The sequence below is a fragment of the Sandarakinorhabdus sp. genome (assembly GCF_987265915.1).
On the sequence record NZ_OZ503948.1, the window covers coordinates 417,725 to 435,589 of the forward strand.

General features: G+C 66.2%; 19 protein-coding genes. 3 read left to right on the forward strand and 16 right to left on the reverse strand.

Annotation, left to right across the window (positions count from 1 at the left end):
- Positions 1–56: 56 nt before the first annotated feature.
- On the forward strand, positions 57–1,025 hold the full coding sequence (locus tag AC6UUM_RS02045) for a quinone oxidoreductase family protein (RefSeq protein ID WP_500803689.1): 969 nt from the start codon (positions 57–59) through the stop codon (positions 1,023–1,025).
- Entirely contained in the window at positions 1,022–1,996 is a 975-nt protein-coding gene (locus AC6UUM_RS02050; RefSeq protein ID WP_500803690.1) for an MBL fold metallo-hydrolase, read from the forward strand. Before AC6UUM_RS02045 ends, AC6UUM_RS02050 begins: the two co-directional genes overlap by 4 nt.
- 10 nt (positions 1,997–2,006) lie before the next feature.
- On the opposite strand, the gene AC6UUM_RS02055 is transcribed toward AC6UUM_RS02050, so the two are convergent.
- The 9 genes from AC6UUM_RS02055 to AC6UUM_RS02095 all read right to left on the reverse strand — a co-directional run bounded on the left by AC6UUM_RS02055 (position 2,007) and on the right by AC6UUM_RS02095 (position 9,884).
- Complete coding sequence (locus tag AC6UUM_RS02055) at positions 2,007–2,660, reverse strand: YjbE family putative metal transport protein (protein ID WP_500803691.1); 654 nt, start codon at positions 2,658–2,660, stop codon at positions 2,007–2,009.
- Between the two features lie 43 nt (positions 2,661–2,703).
- Positions 2,704–4,119: a M20/M25/M40 family metallo-hydrolase gene (locus tag AC6UUM_RS02060; RefSeq protein ID WP_500803692.1), complete on the reverse strand. Its 1,416-nt coding sequence runs from the start codon at positions 4,117–4,119 to the stop codon at positions 2,704–2,706.
- A gap of 11 nt (positions 4,120–4,130) precedes the next feature.
- Entirely contained in the window at positions 4,131–5,555 is a 1,425-nt protein-coding gene (locus AC6UUM_RS02065) for a M20/M25/M40 family metallo-hydrolase (protein ID WP_500803693.1), read from the reverse strand.
- Between the two features lie 85 nt (positions 5,556–5,640).
- Positions 5,641–6,303 carry a class I SAM-dependent methyltransferase gene (locus tag AC6UUM_RS02070; RefSeq protein ID WP_500803694.1) on the reverse strand — a complete coding sequence of 221 codons (663 nt, stop codon included), beginning with the start codon at positions 6,301–6,303 and terminating at the stop codon, positions 5,641–5,643.
- Entirely contained in the window at positions 6,300–7,505 is a 1,206-nt protein-coding gene (locus AC6UUM_RS02075; protein WP_500803695.1) for a BtaA family protein, read from the reverse strand. Before AC6UUM_RS02075 ends, AC6UUM_RS02070 begins: the two co-directional genes overlap by 4 nt.
- A gap of 144 nt (positions 7,506–7,649) precedes the next feature.
- Positions 7,650–8,036, reverse strand: coding sequence for a type II toxin-antitoxin system VapC family toxin (locus tag AC6UUM_RS02080; protein ID WP_500803696.1), 387 nt, complete (start codon positions 8,034–8,036; stop codon positions 7,650–7,652).
- The gene (locus AC6UUM_RS02085; RefSeq protein WP_500803697.1) at positions 8,033–8,266 is read right to left on the reverse strand and encodes a type II toxin-antitoxin system Phd/YefM family antitoxin; all 234 of its coding nucleotides are present in this window, start codon (positions 8,264–8,266) and stop codon (positions 8,033–8,035) included. The genes AC6UUM_RS02080 and AC6UUM_RS02085 overlap by 4 nt, the downstream gene beginning before the upstream one ends.
- Positions 8,267–8,379: 113 nt before the next feature.
- The gene (gene dapD / locus AC6UUM_RS02090; RefSeq protein ID WP_500804884.1) at positions 8,380–9,207 is read right to left on the reverse strand and encodes a 2,3,4,5-tetrahydropyridine-2,6-dicarboxylate N-succinyltransferase; all 828 of its coding nucleotides are present in this window, start codon (positions 9,205–9,207) and stop codon (positions 8,380–8,382) included.
- A 2-nt stretch (positions 9,208–9,209) separates the two neighbouring features.
- The gene (locus AC6UUM_RS02095) at positions 9,210–9,884 is read right to left on the reverse strand and encodes a pyrimidine 5'-nucleotidase (protein ID WP_500803698.1); all 675 of its coding nucleotides are present in this window, start codon (positions 9,882–9,884) and stop codon (positions 9,210–9,212) included.
- Between the two features lie 263 nt (positions 9,885–10,147).
- Here AC6UUM_RS02095 and AC6UUM_RS02100 point away from each other — a divergent pair, with 263 nt between their 5' ends.
- A complete protein-coding gene (locus AC6UUM_RS02100) occupies positions 10,148–12,181 on the forward strand; it encodes an oxidoreductase (RefSeq protein ID WP_500803699.1) in 2,034 nt (677 codons plus the stop codon).
- Positions 12,182–12,214: 33 nt separating this feature from the next.
- Here AC6UUM_RS02100 and ribH read toward each other — a convergent pair whose 3' ends face one another.
- The 7 genes from ribH to AC6UUM_RS02135 are packed head-to-tail and all read right to left on the reverse strand — an operon-like array spanning position 12,215 to position 17,831.
- The gene (gene ribH, locus AC6UUM_RS02105) at positions 12,215–12,631 is read right to left on the reverse strand and encodes a 6,7-dimethyl-8-ribityllumazine synthase (protein ID WP_500803700.1); all 417 of its coding nucleotides are present in this window, start codon (positions 12,629–12,631) and stop codon (positions 12,215–12,217) included.
- A gap of 3 nt (positions 12,632–12,634) precedes the next feature.
- Positions 12,635–13,117 carry a CYTH domain-containing protein gene (locus AC6UUM_RS02110; RefSeq protein ID WP_500803701.1) on the reverse strand — a complete coding sequence of 161 codons (483 nt, stop codon included), beginning with the start codon at positions 13,115–13,117 and terminating at the stop codon, positions 12,635–12,637.
- An 8-nt stretch (positions 13,118–13,125) separates the two neighbouring features.
- On the reverse strand, positions 13,126–14,403 hold the full coding sequence (ribB, locus tag AC6UUM_RS02115; protein WP_500804885.1) for a 3,4-dihydroxy-2-butanone-4-phosphate synthase: 1,278 nt from the start codon (positions 14,401–14,403) through the stop codon (positions 13,126–13,128).
- A gap of 55 nt (positions 14,404–14,458) precedes the next feature.
- Positions 14,459–15,061: a riboflavin synthase gene (locus AC6UUM_RS02120; protein WP_500803702.1), complete on the reverse strand. Its 603-nt coding sequence runs from the start codon at positions 15,059–15,061 to the stop codon at positions 14,459–14,461.
- Between the two features lie 9 nt (positions 15,062–15,070).
- Positions 15,071–16,045: a bifunctional diaminohydroxyphosphoribosylaminopyrimidine deaminase/5-amino-6-(5-phosphoribosylamino)uracil reductase RibD gene (gene ribD, locus AC6UUM_RS02125; RefSeq protein WP_500803703.1), complete on the reverse strand. Its 975-nt coding sequence runs from the start codon at positions 16,043–16,045 to the stop codon at positions 15,071–15,073.
- Positions 16,042–16,455 carry a hypothetical protein gene (locus AC6UUM_RS02130; RefSeq protein WP_500803704.1) on the reverse strand — a complete coding sequence of 138 codons (414 nt, stop codon included), beginning with the start codon at positions 16,453–16,455 and terminating at the stop codon, positions 16,042–16,044. The genes ribD and AC6UUM_RS02130 overlap by 4 nt, the downstream gene beginning before the upstream one ends.
- A 47-nt stretch (positions 16,456–16,502) precedes the next feature.
- Entirely contained in the window at positions 16,503–17,831 is a 1,329-nt protein-coding gene (locus tag AC6UUM_RS02135; protein ID WP_500803705.1) for a glutamate--tRNA ligase, read from the reverse strand.
- Positions 17,832–17,865 lie beyond the last annotated feature (34 nt).

A 17,865-nucleotide genomic window follows, 5' to 3' on the forward strand; every position in this document is an offset into this window, starting at 1 on the left:
TGTGGAACAAAAACAAATACTTACCGCGCAGCATCGGTGCAGCATGAAGGGGTGAAATGATGAAGGCGATCCGGATCGAAGCGACAGGCGGCCCCGAGGTGATGCAGTGGCAGGATATCAGCCTGACCGAACCCGGCCCGGGGGAGGTGCGCATCCGCCACACGGCGATCGGGCTTAACTTCATCGATACCTATCATCGTTCCGGCCTCTATCCGCTCAGTTTTCCGTCAGGCCTGGGGCTGGAGGCGGCCGGCGTGATCGAAGCAGCCGGGGAGGGCGTGACGCTGCCGGTGGGCGCGCGCGTCGGCTATTGCTGGGGGCCGATCGGGGCCTATGCCACGCACCGCAACATCGCGGCCGCCATGCTGGTGCCGCTGCCCGATGGGGTGAGCGACGAGGTGGCCGCGGCCGGCTTGCTGAAGGGCTGCACCACCGAATTTTTGGTGGAGCGGTGCGCGCGCGTACAGGCCGGCGATTGGGCGCTGGTGCCGGCGGCGGCTGGCGGCGTGGGCCTGTTGCTGGTGCAATGGCTGAAATCGCTGGGCGCGACCGTGATTGCCGTGGCGGGCAGCGCGGAGAAACTGGCGCTGGCGGCGGCCAATGGCGCCGATCATGGCGTGCTGGACAGCGAGGATGTGGCCGTGACTGTGCGCAGCCTGACCAAGGGGCGCGGTGTGGATGTGGTGTTCGACGGTGTTGGCAAGGCGAGCTGGGAATCCAGCCTCGACAGTTTGAAGCGGCGCGGGTTGATGATCAGCTTCGGCAATGCTTCGGGGCCGGTGTCGGGCGTCGATCTGGGCATATTGGCGCGCAAGGGATCCTTGTTTGCGACGCGGCCAACCCTGTTCGATTATTATGCCACGCCGGATGATCGCGCGACCTATGCCGGCCGGGTGCTGGCGATGATGGCGTCGGGCGCGCTGAAACTGGCGGTGAATCAACGCTATGCACTGGCCGATGTGGCGACGGCGCACACCGATCTGGCGGCGCGGCGCACAACCGGATCGACGGTGCTGCTGCCTTGAGGGGGCGCAGCCTCGCCGGCTGGGCGCTGGCGGCGGCGGGCGCCACAGCGCTGGCGGTTGCCGCGGCGCCCTATGGCTTTGCCGAAGCCTTCATGGCCGCCGGCCAGCTGGGGGTGGAGGTCATGCCGGCACCGGCCAACCCGGCGCAGTTTGCCGCAAGGCCGGGCAAGGCGGCCGGCCGGATCGTCGGTGGGCATTGGCTGGTCGAGGAGATTGCGCCGGGCAGCTTTGCCATTGGCGAGCCAGCCGACGCGCCGGACAATTACGAATATCTGCTGATCGGCACCCGCCGGGCGCTGCTGATCGACGCCGGCGCCACCACGCGCCATGATCTCGGCCGGGTGGTTGCCGGCCTCACGTCGCTGCCCGTCACGGTCATCCCCAGCCATCTCCATTATGATCACACCAATGGCCTGGCGCATTTTCGCGACATCGCGCTGATCGATCTGCCGGAAACCCGCGCTCGCGCGGATGGCGATCGGGTGCGGCTGGGCCGGTATCAATATGAAGGCTGGTCGCCGCCCGCATTTGCGGTGACGCAGTGGATCAAGCCGGGTGAAACCATCGATCTGGGCGGGCGATCGGTCAAGGTCCTGCTGACGCCAGGCCATACCACCAGCTCGGTCTCCGTGTGGGATCCTGTGGGCAAACGCCTGTACACCGGCGATTTTCTCTATCCGACAACGCTTTATGCCTTCGCGCCGGATTCGAGCCTGTCCACCTATGTTGCTACCATCGACCGGTTGCTGGCCATGTTGCCCAGCGACACCCGCCTCTATGGTGCCCATTGCTGCCGTAATGATGCGCCGCCGCAGGCGCCGTGGCTGTCCGTGCGGGATCTTGCCGATACAAAGGCTGCGATCTTGCGCATTCAGGCCGGCACGCAGCACAGTCGCGGGGTGCTGATCCGGCGTTTCCCGGTGAACAGCCGGATGACGATGCTTACGCTCTATCCGATTGCCAACAGATGAGATCGCAGCGTCAGCTCGCGACCAGCGGCAGGACGACCGGCGCGACCTCGTTGAAGCCTTCCCAGATCATCTTGCCGGCGACATAAACGATCACCGCCAGCCCGACATAGGCGATCCAGCGATAGCGCTCGATATATTGCGCGATGAAATTGGCGGCGACGCCCATCAGCGCCACCGACAAGATCAGGCCGGCGATCAGGATATCGGGGTGTTCGCGCGCGGCGCCGGCCACGGCGAGCACATTGTCCAGGCTCATCGAGACGTCGGCGATGGCCACCGACCAAGCGGCGGCGGCGAAGCTCTTGGCCGGGGCCGGTGCGTTGGCGGCGGTAAAATCATCCTTGTTGCCCGGCATGTCGATCATCGCGGTGCGCGGGTTCAGCTCGCGCCACATGCGCCAGGCCACCCACAACAGCAGCAAGCCACCAGCGAGGATCAGGCCGACGATCTGCAACAATTGCGTGACGAGCAGCGCAAACACGATGCGCAGCACCAGCGCGGCGATGATGCCGATCAGGATCACCTTCTTGCGCTGCGCCGCGGGCAGGCCGGCCGCGAGCGCACCGACCACGATGGCATTGTCGCCGGCGAGCACCAGATCGATCAGCACGACCTGGCCGAACGCCGCCAAGGCTTCGGGCGTGAGAAGATGAGCGAAATCCATGGCCAGCATGTAGGGCCTCAGCGCCCCGGATGCCAGCCCCACATCAGGGATTGGCCAGGGCGATCACCAGATCGGAAAGATAATCGCGGCCCTTCATCACGCTGGTTACGCGGATACGTTCGTTGAGGCCGTGAACGCCGTTGCCATCGGGATCGATGAACATGCCAGGCGCGCCATAGACCGGCACGCCTACGGGCGTGATGAAAATGGCATCGGTGGCGCCGGTGGACATCATCGCCAGCAGCGGCACGCCGGGGAAATGTTTCGCGGCCAGGCTTTGCATCGGGCCGATGATGGCCGGGTTCATCGGCGTGGGCTTGGCGACCGGGCGGATCGGCAGTTTCAGGCTGATACTCACCTTGGGATTGCCGATGATGGCGGCCAGATCGGCTTTCAGCGCATTGGGATCGGTGCCGGGGAACATGCGGCAGTTCACATTGGCGCGCGCGCGCTGCGCCAGGGCGTTTTCGGCATGGCCGGCCTCGATCAGGGTGGCGACGCAGGTGGTGCGCAGCACGCTGTGGTTGGTCGGGTCCTGCGAAACGATGGCGTTGGCTTCGGCATCATTGGGGTTGGCCAGCAGGCGGGTGATCGCCGGGCCGACCGGATCGGGCAGCGCGCGGGCGAGCGCCGTAAAGTAGGCGCGGGTGGTATCGGTATATTGCACCGGAAATTCATGGGTGTTCACCGCCACGATGGCACGGGCCAGATCGGTGATGGCGTTGTCCGGCCGCGGCACGCTGCTGTGGCCGCCCGGATTGGTCGCCTCGATCCAGAAATTCTGCACGGTCTTTTCGCCGACCTGCACGTCCAGGCGCTGCGGCTTGCCATCGGCGCCATAACGGCCGCCGCCGCCTTCGTTCAGGGCAAAGGCCGCGCTGATCAGATCGGGACGGTTCTTTGCCAGCCAATCGGCGCCGTTGAAGGCATAGGTGGTTTCCTCGCCGCAGGTCAGCGCCAGTTTGATCGTGCGTTTCTGCGGCTTGCCGGCGGCCTTCAGGCGGATCAGCAGATCGGCCCACACGGCGGCCTGCGCCTTGTCGTCCAGCGTGCCGCGGCCATAGAAATAGCCACTTTCCTCAATCAGTTTGAAGGGGCTGCGTGTCCAATCCTCCGGCTTTGCCGCCACCACATCCAGATGGCCGAGCAGCAGCATCGGCTGCGCCTTTTTGTCGGTGCCGTTCAGATGGACGACAATACCGCCTTCCTTGGGAAATTCCGGCACCGAAAACTGGGTGATCTCGGCATCGCTGAAACCGGCCGCGCGGAAGCGCACGGCGAGTTTGTCGGCGGCGGCGGTGCAGCTGCCGGTGGTCAGGCTGGTGTCGGTTTCCACCATCTCCTTGTAGAGCGCGCGGAAGGCGGCTTCGCCCGGCTGCGGGGTGACGGGTTGGGCGACAGCGGGATTAGCGGCGGGCAGGGCCGCCAACAGCGCCGCAGCAAACAGGGTCTTGCGCACGGGGACTATCCTTACTTGCTGGCGTAGGTGACGATCAGGTCGAACAGATAATCGCGCTCATCAAGCACGCCCTTCACCGAAATCCGTTCGTTGAGGCCGTGGACGCCATTGCCATCGGGCATGCCAAAGCGGCCGGGCATGCCATAGGTGGCGATGCCGGCGGCGTTCAGATAGCGGCCATCGGTGGCGCCGGTGCTCATGGTCGGGATGATGGCGATGCCGGGGAAATGCTTGGTCGCCAGCGCGACGGCGGGGCCATAGACCTGGGCGCTGAGCGGCGGCGGCGGCGCGGCCTGCGGCGGATTTTCAGAGGCGCGCGGTGTGACGGTGATGGTGGGATCGCCCAGCCGTTCGGCGATTTGCCCGCGCACCTTCTCGACGCTTTCGCCGGGGAACATGCGGCAGTTCACATTGGCCTGCGCGCGTTGCGGCAGCGCGTTGCGAGCATGGCCGGCATCCAGCATGGTCGCGACGCAGCTGGTGCGCAGCGTGGAGTGCCAGCCCGGATCGCGCGAGACGATGGCATCGGCGGCGGCATCGCCCGGATTGGCCAGCAGGGCGCGGATGGCGGCGGCATTTTCCGCCGTGGTCAACCCGGCCATGGCGTTGAAATAGGCGCGGGTGGTGTCCGACAGGATGACCGGGAAATCATTTTTCGACAGGCGCACCAGCCCCGCGGCGAGTTCATAAATCGCATTGTCCGGGCGCGGCCGGCTGCTGTGGCCGCCGGGGTTGCGGGTTTCCAGCACGAAATCCTGATAGACTTTCTCGCCGGCCTGGAAGGCCAGGCTCATCGGCTTGCCGGTCTCGTCGGCCTTGCCGCCGCCGCCTTCGTTCAGGGCGAATTCCGCCTCGATCCAGTCGCGGTGATTTTCCACCAGCCATTGCGCGCCATTGAACGGCCCGCCTTCCTCGCCGCAGGTCAGCGCCAGTTTCAGCGTGCGTTTTTGCGGTTTACCGGCCATTTTCAGGCGGATCATCGCATCGGTGAAGATGGTGGCATGCGCCTTGTCATCCGAAACGCCGCGGCCATAGAAAAAGCCGCCCTCCTCGATGAAGGCAAACGGGTCGCGCTCCCAATCGGCGCGCTTGGCCTCCACCACGTCGAGGTGGGAGAGCAGCAGGATCGCCTTTGCCTTCGGGTCCTTGCCCGGCAGCGTGGCGACCAGGCCGCCATCCTGCGGGCGATCGGTGGGGCCGTTGAACAATTTGATATCGGCATCGGCGTACCCAGCCGCCTTCAACCGCACCGCGATCTTCTGCGCCAATGCCGTGCAGCTGCCGGCGGAGACCGTGGTGTTGGTCTCCACCAGCTCCTTGTAGAGCGCGCGAAAGGCGGGCTCCCCAGGGCGCGCGATTGGCGCTTGGGCTGCGGCTGGAACGGCGTTCGAAAACATGGCGCTGGCGGCCAGCAGGCCGGCGATGATGTGACGCATGATGATCCCCTTTTCCCGCGCATCAAAGCGGGCGGCGTGCGCGATGGCAAGGGGCAAAGGGGAAAGGGGGGTAAGGCGAGGCGCCTCAGCGTGGCCGGCGCAGCCCGGCCGACCACGCATAGCCGGCGCGGGTGGAGTGCCAGTGGCTGGTCAGGCCGTGGGCGGCGGCCAAATCAGCCACGACATCGCCGAGGTCGGCGCGGGGGGTGACGTCGAACTTGGCCAGCCAGGCGAACAGGGCTTTGCGGAAGGCGGCGGGCAGGCGTTCCTGTTGGCCGAAATCGACGAGATCGAGGCGGCCGCCGGGGGCCAGCGCAGCGGCAGCCTGCGCCAGCGCGGCGCGCCAGTCTGGGATCATGGAGAGCGTGTAGGACAGGAAGACGCGGTCGAAACCGGTGCCGCCGGACAGGGCCGCGCCATCGAAGGCGGTGGCGTCGCCTTGCAGCAAGGTGATGCGGTCCGCCAGGCGCGCGCGGCGGACGTTGGCGCGGGCGGTGGCCAGCATTTCCAATGAGATATCGATGCCGGTGAAGTGCGCGTCCGGGAAGCGGCGGGCGGCGGCGATCAGGTTGCGCCCGGTGCCGCAGCCGACTTCGAGCACGCGGGCTTCCGGCCCGGCATCAAGCCTGGCGATCAGATCATCGCGGCCGAGCAGATAATATTTGCGGGTGAGATCGTAAAAATGCCGCTGATTGCGATAGATGCGGTCCATCGCCGCGCCGTGGGTGACGGCATCGGCGGCGCTCATGCGGCGGCGAGCGTGTAGAGATGGACCCCGCCATAGATGGACGAGCGATCGGCGCGGGTGAAGCGCAGCGACTCCTCCGCCGCATAGTGCCAGCGCGCCAGCAGCGCGTCGGGCAGGCGGCCGGGCAGCAGGCTAGGTTCGGCGGCGGTGCGGAACAGCACGCGGGCACCTAGGCGGGCGGTGCGGGTGATCTCGCTCCACAGCTCGGTCAATTGCGCGTCGGTCATCCAGTCCTGCGCGTCGAGCAGCACATAGCGGTCGCAGCTGGCCGCCGGCTGGGTCGCCAAGAAATCGACATAGTTGATGTGGCGATAATCGACGCGATCCGTGCGCGCGGCGACGGCGGCGTAATGCGCGGCCTGTAGATAGGGCGGCAGCGGCGCATCGCGGTGCTTGCCATAACCGCGGCCGAAGGCCTGCCAGGCGAAATAATTGTCGGACACGGCGAAATCGCACGACAATTTTTCCAGCCGGGCGCGCAGCACGCTGGCCATGTCGGGCGCTTCGCCGAGCAGCGCCTGATACTGCGCCGGCGGGATGCCCAGCCCGAACAAAGAGGCCGGATTGCTGGTCAGCCAGCGCACGAATTTCTTGTCGAACAACGGCGCGAACTCGGTTTCGAAGATTTCGCGCTGCTCTTCCAGCGTCTTGGCGGCCAGCATCCGCCGCGTGTCGATCCCATAGGCGCGCGCCAGCCACTGCCCGGTGATGATGAAGCTGCCCAACAGGCCGCGCCGGTAGAAATTCCGGGCAAAGCCGTTGATGCGCTTGCGACCCAGCGGATCGCGGCCTTCCCAATAATCGCGGCTGACGGCATCGAGATGCGGCGCGACATGGGCCTTGTAGGCGGCGATATTGGCCGGGCTGTCGGCCTCGGCGAAAAAGCGGTGGAATGTGGCCTGGTCGGGCAGATGCTGCGCGGCGGCCAGCTTCAGCTTGCCGAGCGCGACATGCGCGGTGTTGAGATCGACTGCCGTGATCCGCGCCGGATCGGCGGTGAGATAAGAGAGCACGTTGCAGCCGCCGCTGGCGATGGTGACGAGGTGCATCCCCGGCCCCAATTGCAGCGCCTCCAGATCGACGACCGGATCTTCCCAGATCTGCGCATAAACGAGGCCGCGGAAGGCAAAGGTGAAGGCGCGCTCCAGCACACCCTGCTTGCTGAACTCCTCATGGCGATGCACGGCTTCGCGCACAGCCATGTGACGGGCTTTGGCAAGCGCAACTTCCATATCAGCACACCCCCAGCGGTTTCGACGCCTCTAGGCCGGTGGGGTGACAGCGGTGTGACACTCAAGAAAGCGCAGCATTTCTGACATGGTATGGATGGGTGCGCGCCGGGCGCCTCACCAAATGCGCTTCACCGCAAAGCCGTCGAAGCGCGTTTCATTGGACACCAGCATCATGTCCTCCGCCAGCGTCTGGGCGATCAACAGGCGATCGAACGGGTCCTTGTGGGGAATGTTCATTTCACCGGCGAGGCGGGCATGGTGGACGCTGATCGGCAGTTCGATGAAACCCTGATCGGCGATGATGGCCTCGAAATCCTGCGCGAGCAGGGCGGCTTCCGGCAGTTTCCCGATCCGGAACTTGGTGGCAACCTCCATGGCGGACGCGGCGCTGACGGCGACATCATTGGCTTCGTCGGCGATGGCTTCGCGTGCGCGACGGCTGAGCGCCTCATCGCCAAGCAGCCACCAGATCAGCGCGTGGGTGTCGAGCAGCAGCTTCAACCGAGCGCCCAGCCATCCAGTTCATCGGCGGGCAGGGGTTCGTCGAAGCGCGCATCGACGGCAATCTTGCCCTTCAACGCGCCAAACTGCCGGCGACCGCGCGGGTTGATGGGCACCAGACGCACCGCCGGCACATTGCCGCGGGCAATCACCACCTCGCCGCCGGCGAGCGCGTCGGCGATCAGGCGGGACAGATTGGTTTTTGCATCATGCACCGAGAACTGGGCCATCGTCGCCTCCTTGGCTAACTATGTAGCTAAGGCGGTCCCCGGCTGCAAGGAGAAGGCGGCCTCCGGCGGGCAGGGCCACGCCCCTGCCCGCCGGAGGCCCTCCTTCCTGAATCTCAATCCCGCAACAACTCGTTGATCCCCGTCTTCGACCGCGTCTGCGCGTCCACTGTCTTCACGATCACCGCGCAATAGAGGTTCGGCCCCGGCGCGCCGTCGGGCAGCGGTTTGCCGGGCAGGGTGCCGGAGACGACGACCGCGTAGGGCGGGACCTTGCCGATGTGGATTTCGCCGGTGGCGCGGTCGACGATCTTGGTGGAGGCACCCAGATAGACGCCCATCGACAGCACGGCGCCTTCGCCGACGATGACGCCTTCGGCGACTTCGGCGCGGGCGCCGATGAAGGCGCCGTCGCCGATGATGACGGGGTTCGCCTGCAAGGGTTCCAGCACGCCACCGATGCCGGCGCCGCCGGAGATGTGGACATTCTCGCCGATCTGCGCGCACGAACCGACGGTGGCCCAGGTGTCGACCATGGTGCCCTTGCCGACGCGCGCGCCGATGTTGACGAAGCTGGGCATCAGCACGGTGCCCGGCGCGATATAGGCGCCGCGCCGCACGATGGCACCGGGCACGGCGCGGAAGCCGGCTTCCCGGAAGCGGTTGTCGCCCCAGGTGTCGAATTTCAGCGGCACCTTGTCATAGAAACTGGCATCGCCCAGGCCGGGCATCACCTGGTTGTCGTTCAGGCGGAAGCTGAGCAGCACGGCCTTTTTCAGCCATTGGTGGGTGATCCAGCCGCCGTTCCCGTCCGGCTCCGCCACCCGCAGTTCGCCACTGTCCAGCAGGGCGAGCGCGCGATCGACGGCGAGGCGCAATTCGCCGCCGGTTTTCGAGGTCACGTCGGCGCGGTTTTCCCAGCCGGCCTCGATTGCGTCGGTCATGGTCATGCTGTCCCCTCCAGTTGCGCCAGGACACTGGCCAGAAAAGCGGCCAGGTCGGCGATGGTGTAATCGATATGGTCGCGGCCTTCGGTTGGACCTTGTTCGGACCCGTTGTTGATCCACACGGTGGTCATGCCGATCGCCTTGGCCGGCGCCAGGTTGCGCGCCATATCCTCCACGAACAGCGATGTGGTGGGATCAATGCCGTGCGCGGCGCAAAGGTTGGCATAGGCCGGCGGCTGCGGTTTGGGCACATAATCCAGCGCGTGGATATCGTGGAGCGCATCGAAGGTGTCGGACAGGCCGAGCCGCGCCAGCACACGCTCCGCATAAGGCGCATCGGCGTTGGTGAAGATGAACTTGCGCCCCGGCAGCTGGGCGATCAGCGCGCCCAGTTCGGGATGCGGATCGAGAACGTCGATATCGACATCATGCACCTCGCCCAGGAACTGGTGCGGATCGACATCGTGCAGCGCCATCAGGCCGGGCAGGGTCATGCCGTGGCTGTGGAACAGGCTTTTCTGAATGCGGTGGGCTTCGGCCGGATCAACATTCAGCAGCCGCTGGATATAGGCGCCCATGCGGGCATCGATCTGCGGAAACAGCGCCGAACCCGCCGGATACAGCGTGTTGTCGAGATCGAAGATCCAGGTGTCGATGTGGGAAAGCGGCGCCATTGTGCTGCGCATAGGCGCATCGTGCGGGCCAGCCAAGAGGCCCCGTTGGGGGCAGCGCGGGCGGTGGAAGGCAAGGTCGGGTTCGCCAGGCCACCGCCCGCGCTGGCCTGAGGAGGATCAGGCAAGGGCGGCCTATGCGCTGCGGCGCTTCATGTTGCACTGCGGCGTACGCACCGCGCTTCAGTGTGTCGCGGGCAGATACCAAAGTTCGCCCGCGTGCATCTGGCAGGTGACGGCGCGCGCCGCACTGATATCATCTGCGCATGACCACGCACCCGCGCTATCCGCTCAGTTTCTCGCCGCTCGATCTGGGCTTCACCCGGCTGAAGAATCGCATCCTGATGGGATCGATGCACACCGGGCTGGAGGATATCGAAGGCGGCTTTGAACGCATGGCGGCCTATTTTTCGGCGCGGGCGCGCGGCGGGGTGGGGATGATCATCACCGGCGGGATTGCCCCCAACCACGAAGGTGGTGGCGGCGCCAAATTGTCCACGCCCGAAGAGGCGCAGCAGCACCGCATCGTGACTGACGCCGTGCACAGCGCCGATGCCGATGTGAAGATCGTGCTGCAGATCCTGCATGCCGGGCCGCTGGCCGGCACCCCGGCCTGTGTGGCGCCATCGGCGGTGCGCAGCCGCATTGGCCGCTTTGTGCCGAACGAGCTGGATGCGGCCGGCATCGAGAAGCAATTGGCCGATTTTGCCAACTGCACCGCGCTGGCCAAGGCGGCCGGCTATGACGGGGTGGAGATCATCGGCTCCGCCGGCTATCTGCTCTCCACCTTCCTGGTCGAGAAGACCAACACGCGCGACGACGAATGGGGCGGCAGTTTCGAAAATCGCATGCGCTTCCCGGTTGAGGTGATCCGCCAGGCGCGGGCGGCGGTGGGCGATGACTTCATCCTGATCTTCCGCATTCCGGCGATGGACATGCTGGACGGCGGCATGTCGGGCGAGGAGGTGATCCAGTTGGCGCAAGCCGTCGAAGCCGCCGGCGCCACCATCATCAGCACGCATTTCACCTGGCACGAAGCCCAGGTGCCGACCATCGCCACCATGGTGCCGCGCGCTGCCTTTGCGGAAGTCACCGGGCGCATCCGCAAACATGTGTCCGTGCCGATGATCACATCAAACCGCATCAACATGCCCGATGTGGTGGAGCAGGTGCTGGCCGCTGGCCATGCCGATCTCGTGTCCATGGCGCGGCCGATGCTGGCCGATGCCGATCTGGTCAACAAGGCGTTTGAAGGCCGCGAGGACGAGATCAACACCTGCATCGCCTGCAATCAGGCCTGCTTGGATCACACGTTCACCGGCCGGTTGACCAGTTGCCTGGTCAACCCGCGCGCCTGCCATGAAACGCTGATCGTGGCGCAACCAGCGGCCGCCCCGCGCAATCTGGCTGTGGTGGGCGCCGGCCCGGCCGGCCTCGCCTTTGCCACCGAAGCGGCGCAGCGCGGCCATCGTGTTACCCTTTATGATGCCGCGGCCGAGATTGGCGGGCAATTCAACCTGGCCAAGCTTGTGCCGGGCAAGGAGGAATTTTCCGAAACCTTGCGCTATTTCCGACGGATGATCGACAAGCACGGCATCAAGCTGCGCCTGAACACCCGCGTCGATGCCGATGCGCTGGCGTCGGCCGGGCATGACGAAGTGATCGTCGCCACCGGAATCCGCCCGCGCGTGCCCGATCTGCCCGGCATCGATCATCCCAAGGCCGTCAGCTATATCGATGTCATCCAGGGCCGGCGCGCCGTTGGCCGGCGCGTGGCGATCATGGGCGCCGGCGGCATCGGATTCGATGTCGCCACGCTGATCACCCATGCCGGGCTGTCGGCGGCGATGGATATCCCCACCTTCTGCCGCGAATGGGGGGTGGATTTCGCCGGCCATCCGCGCGGGGGGGTGACCGGGGTGGAATTGCAGATCGAACGTGCCGACCGCGAGGTGGTGATCTTGCAACGCCGCGATGGCGCACCGGGCAAGACGCTGGGCCGCACCACCGGCTGGACCCACCGCCTCAGCCTGCAACGGCGTGGCGTCAAGCTGCTGGGCGGCGTGGATTATCTCAGGATCGACGACGAGGGCCTGCACACGCTGGTCGGCGGTGAGCCGCGGCTGTTTGCCGTCGATACGGTGATCATCTGCGCCGGCCAGGAACCGGAACGCAGCCTGTATGATGCGCTGGTGGCACGCGGCATCTCCGCGCAGCTGGTGGGCGGCGCGCAGGAAGCCGGCGAGCTGGATGCCAAGCGCGCCATTGCCGAAGCGACGGCGCTGGCGTTGGCGGCGTAAAACCCCCTCTCCCCTAAAGGGAGAGGGAAGCAATCAGGCAAACCGCTGCTGCAGCGCCACCATGGCGAGCGCGGCCTTGGCGGCTTCACCGCCCTTGTCCTTGCGGGCCTTGTCGGCGCGCGCCAGCGCCTGGGCTTCGTTTTCGACCGTCAGGATGCCGTTGCCGATGGCCAGGCCATCCAGCGTCAGCGCCATGATGGCGCGCGCCGATTCGCCGGCGACAATCTCGAAATGATAGGTCTCGCCGCGGATCACGCAGCCGCTGGCGACATAGCCGTCATATTTGCCGGATGCGTCGGCAAAGGCGATGGCGGCCGGGATTTCCAGTGCACCGGGCACGGTGATCACCTCGTGCGTGGCGCCGGCCGCAGCGAGCGCGGCTGTGATGCCATCCAGCATCATGTCGGCGATATGGTCATAGAATCGGGCTTCGACGATCAGGATATGCATGGTTCAAGTCTCCGGCAGGCCGTGGGCAGCGAGGTTGCCGCCCTGATAGCAGGGATTGTTCGTCACGTCCGCGCCCAGCCAGGCGGGCAGTGGCAGGGCGGCGAGGGTTTCGGCATCGGGCGCTTCGCGTTCCGCCAGCACCAGGCCGGCGAGCGCGCCGTCGAACAGGTCGATGCTGAAGCCATCCGCCTTGTGGCGGCGCTTCTGGATGCAGTGGGCCGGCAGCGCCGCGACCACGGCATGTTCAGCGGCATCCAGATAGGCGGTCACGATCGGGCGGACCGTGGGATCATCCACCGCATATTTGCGGGTGAGCTTGTAAGTGGCTGCTTCGGTCTCGCTGTCCATGATCTGGCGCAGGCGCAGGCGCGTGCCGATGATGTAGCGATCCGATATGCAACTGTGCGCGGCGGACAGCGGCGGCAGGCGCTCCACCAGCCAGCGCCGTTCCCGTTCGATCAGCGCATATTTCGGCAGCCCGGCCATGGCTGACGTCAGGCGCGGGGCGGAATGGCGCGTTCGCCGACCACCTGCAGGCCATAGCCTTCGATGCCGACGATGTTGCGGTGCTGGTTGGTGAGCAGGATCATGTCGGTGACGCCCAGATCCACCAATATCTGCGCGCCGATGCCGTAATCGCGCAGGGTGATCGATTCGCCCTGGTCCTTGGCGCGCATCTGTTCGGAAATGGCGGTGGGGCTGCCGTCGCGGATGATGACGACGATTCCGGCACCTTCGCGGCCGATTTCATCCATGGCGCGATTCAATTGCCCAGCACGCTCGCCTTTTTCGGCAAACATGTCGGTGAACATCGATTGGGTGTGCACGCGCACCAGCGTGGGCTTGCCGGGTTCGACGCGGCCTTTCTGCAGCACCATATGCTCGGAATATTCGGCGGTGTTGGCATAGGTTTTCGCAATCCAGTCGCCGCCATGCCAGCTTTCCAGCCTGGTTTCGGCGACGCATTTCACCAGCCGGTCATGGGCATGGCGGTAGGCGATCAGATCGCGGATGGTGCCGATCTTCAGGCCATGGCGGCGGGCGAACGGGATCAGATCGGGCAGGCGCGCCATGCTGCCATCGTCGTTCATGATCTCGCAGATCACGCCGCTGGGGTTCAGCCCGGCCAGGCGCGAAATGTCCACGCTGGCCTCGGTATGGCCGGCGCGCACCAGCACGCCGCCATCGCGCGCCACCAGCGGAAACACATGGCCCGGCGTCACGATGTGATCGGCGCCCTTGCCGGCATCGATGGCCACGGCGATGGTGCGGGCGCGATCGGCGGCGGAAATGCCAGTGGTCACGCCTTCCTTCGCCTCGATGGAAACGGTGAAGGCGGTGCTGTGGCGGGTGCCATTGTGCTGCGCCATCAGCGGCAGGCCCAGCGCCTTCACCCGTTCCGATGCCAGGGCCAGGCAGATCAGGCCGCGGCCGAACTTGGCCATGAAATTGATCGCATCCGGCGTCGCCATCTGGCCGGGGATGATCAGATCGCCTTCATTCTCGCGGTCTTCATCATCGACCAATATATACATGCGGCCGTTGCGGGCTTCGTTGATGATGTCGGATATGGGGGCCAGCACTGGGCCGGCTTCCCGTTCGGCCAGCCAGGACTCGAGCTTGCGCAGCGTATCGGTGGTCGGGTTCCAGTCGGCCTCGTCCAGCGCGCGCAGGCTGTTGGCGTGCAGGCCGGCGGCGCGCGCCATGCCGGCCTTGGATTCCTCGCCGGTTGCCACCAGGTCCCGCAGCCGGGCAATCAGGGACTCGCTCATCATCACGCCTCACATCGGAATGTGATGGAGGGTGTGCGCCTATCACATTGCAGTGTCAAGCCCGCAGCTGGTTCATCCGGAACAGGTAGCGCGCGAGCACGTCGATCTCGATATTCACCTCGTCATGCACCGCAGCGGTGCCGAAGGTCGTCCAGTCGGCGGTGTGCGGGATGAGGTTGATAGTGAACCAGTGGCCGAGATCATCATCGACGACCTCGTTCACGGTGAGCGAGACGCCGTTCAGGCAGATGCTGCCCTTGGGCGCAATGTACGGCGCGACGCTGGCCGGCATCTGGAAGGTGAAGCGTTTGGAATCGCCTTCGGCCACGATGTCGGTGATGCGGCCGACGGCGTCCACGTGCCCGGTGACGATATGGCCGCCCAGCTCGTCGCCCACCTTCAGCGCGCGTTCCAGATTGAGCCTGCTGCCTTCCTGCCACATGCCCTTGGCGGTGCAGCGTTGGGTTTCGGCGGAGACGTCGAAGCTGATGCTGTTCGCGGTCTTGCTCACCACGGTCAGGCAGACGCCGCTGTTGGCCACGGACGCGCCGATGGCGATGCCGCTGGTATCGTATCCGGTGCTGACAGTGACCCGCAGGTCGCCGCGTTCCTCCACCGCCGTGATGGTGCCGATGTCGGTGATGATGCCGGTAAACATGCGAAAGCCCTAACGGATGCGGGTGAAGCGTTCAATGTGGTCTGGCCCAAGCTGGATCACCGGGGCTGCGGCCCAGCGGCCGTGCGCATCGGCCAGATCGCCAAGACCGATGTCGCCCAGCGTGCGGCCATTGCCGATGATGATCGGCGCGCGGTGCAACATAAGCGTATCGACCAGATCGGCAGCGAACAGGCTGGCCGCCAGCCCCATGCCGCCTTCCACCAGCAGATGCAGCGCCGGATCGCCGGCCAGCGCCGCGAGATCGGCAAAATGGGTCACATGCGCCGGCAGTCCATCACCGCGACCCACCACGCCAATGCGGGGGGCGCGCGCTTGCAGGCCGGGCAGGCGCACATCGAGCGTGGGCGCATCTGCGTCCCAGGTGCCGCGCCCGACCACGATCAGATCGCTGCGCGCGCGCAAAAGATGCGCGGCGGCCCGGGCGCGCGGGCCGGTGATCCAGCGGCTGCGGCCATCGTGCCGGGCGATGGCGCCATCCAGGCTGACGGCAAGCTTCAATGTGATGTGCGGGCGGCCCAGCGCCAGCCGGGTGAGAAAGCCCGCCAGCCCGGCCTGCGCCTCGGCGGTGCGCACGCCGCTGGTTACCGAGATGCCGGCGGCGCGCAGGCGTTCGATGCCTTGGCCATTGGTGCGCGGATCAGGATCGGGCGCGGCGACCACGATGCGCGCGATGCCGGCGGCGACAAGCAAATCGGCACAGGCCTCCCCGCGCGGGCTTTGATGCGCGCAGGGTTCCAGCGTGACATAGGCCGTGCTGCCGCGCGCTGCCGCCCCGGCCTGGTCAAGCGCGACGGCCTCGGCGTGCGGCCGGCCGCCCTTCTGGGTGTGGCCGCGGCCGATCACGCGCCCATCACGCACGATCGCGCAACCGACCGACGGGTTGGGCGTGCTCAATCCGACGCCGCGGCTGGCCAGCGCCAACGCCGCGCCCATCCAGCGCCAGTCGTCTTGCGCTGCGCTCACTCGATGGGTGGTTCGGACGCTTGCGGCACCCGCACGATGGCCTGGGTCGCTGGCTGCGCCGCCACGTAGGGGATGTCCTTGGCGGCACCGCCACCTTTGACATAGGCATCATATTGCGCCTGCGCATCGATCTTCGCCTGGCCCTGCAACGTGGCGATGAAGCTGCGGGCTTCGGCCAACTTGGCTTCGCGCGCCGCCTTGGTGGCCTTGGTGTCGGCAATGGCCTGCTCGCGCGTGCGATCTCCCTTCCAGCTTTGCGCATAGATAATGATCGGGTCGGGCTTGGAATATCCCCAGCGCGATTCGATCAGGAACAAGGTCATGATCGCTGCAGTGGCCAGCACGGCGCCTCCGCCGATCCAGTATCGGGTGCGGCGCGCTTGCGCATCGGGCGGATCGAGAAAAGCCATGGGATGACCATAATGGCGCAGCGCCGGCTTTGCCAGAGGTGCGGCGTTCAGCCCGCCAATCGCGCCAGCGCCGCGTCGCGGCCAATCAGCGGCAGCAGCGCCGCCATTTCCGGGCCGTGCGGCTGGCCGGTGAAAGCAAGGCGCAGCGGCAGGAACAGGGCCTTGCCCTTGCGGCCGGTGCTGGCCTTCAGCACGTCGATCAGGCGCGCCCAGATGTCATCGCTCCACGCCAGTCCGGTCAGCGTCGCGTGCGCCGCAGCGATATAATCCGCCTCCTCGATCACCGGGGTGATCGGCCCGGTGATCACCTGTTGCCACAAGGCGGCTTCCTCGAGCCGCAAGAGGTTGCCGCGCACCGCCAGCCAGCCGGCTTCGGTCATGCCGGCGGGCAGGCGCGGTGCGACCAGCGCAAAGTCCATCAATTGCAGGCAGCGCGGCGACAGCGCAGCCAGATCGGCCGGATCAAAGCGCGCCGGGGCGCGGCCGAAGTGGCTGAGCGCGAAGCCGGGGAGCAGATCGGCCAATTGCGCCACCGGCTCGATCGGTTGCGAGGTGCCGAGGCGCGACAGCAACGCCGCGATGGCGACGGCCTCGATGCCCTGTTCGCGCCATTGGTCCACGCCTTCGGACCCGAGTCGCTTGGACAGCGCGGCATCCTTGCCGGTGAACAGCGCCATATGCGCCAGCCGCGGCGGCCCAGAGCCTTCGGTTCCACCCAGCGCGGCAAACATCTGCAACTGCACGGCCGAGTTGGTGACATGATCCTCACCGCGGGCGATGTCGGTGATGCCCAGATCGATATCGTCGACCACTGATGGCAGCATGTACAGCCATGTGCCATCGGCGCGGCGCACGACGGGATCGGACAGGCTGGCGGCATCGAAATGGCAGGCCCCGCGCACGCCATCATCCCAGTTGATCGGGCTTTCATCCAGCTTGAAGCGCCAATGGGGCTGGCGGCCCTGCGCCGCCAGATCGTCATGGTCGGCATCGCTGAGCGCCAGCGCGGCGCGGTCATAGATCGGCGGCAGGCCGCGCGACAGCGCAACGCGGCGCTTCAGTTCCAGCTCTTCGGGCGTTTCATAACAGCGATAGGCGCGGCCGGCGCTGGCCAGCCGTTCCAGTGCGGCATCATAAAGCGCGAAACGGTCGGACTGCTTGACTTCGATGTCGGGCACGAGGCCGAGCCAGGCGAGATCGGCGCGGATTGAGGCGGCGGATTCCTCGGTGGAGCGCGCGACATCGGTGTCGTCGAGGCGCAGCACGAAGCGGCCATCATGTTCGGCTCGCGCAAGCAGCCAGTTGACCAGCGCGGTGCGGATGTTGCCGGCATGAAGGCGGCCGGTGGGCGATGGGGCGAAGCGGGTGATGATCATCGTGACCGGACATAGAAGGTTGGCGGGGAAAAAT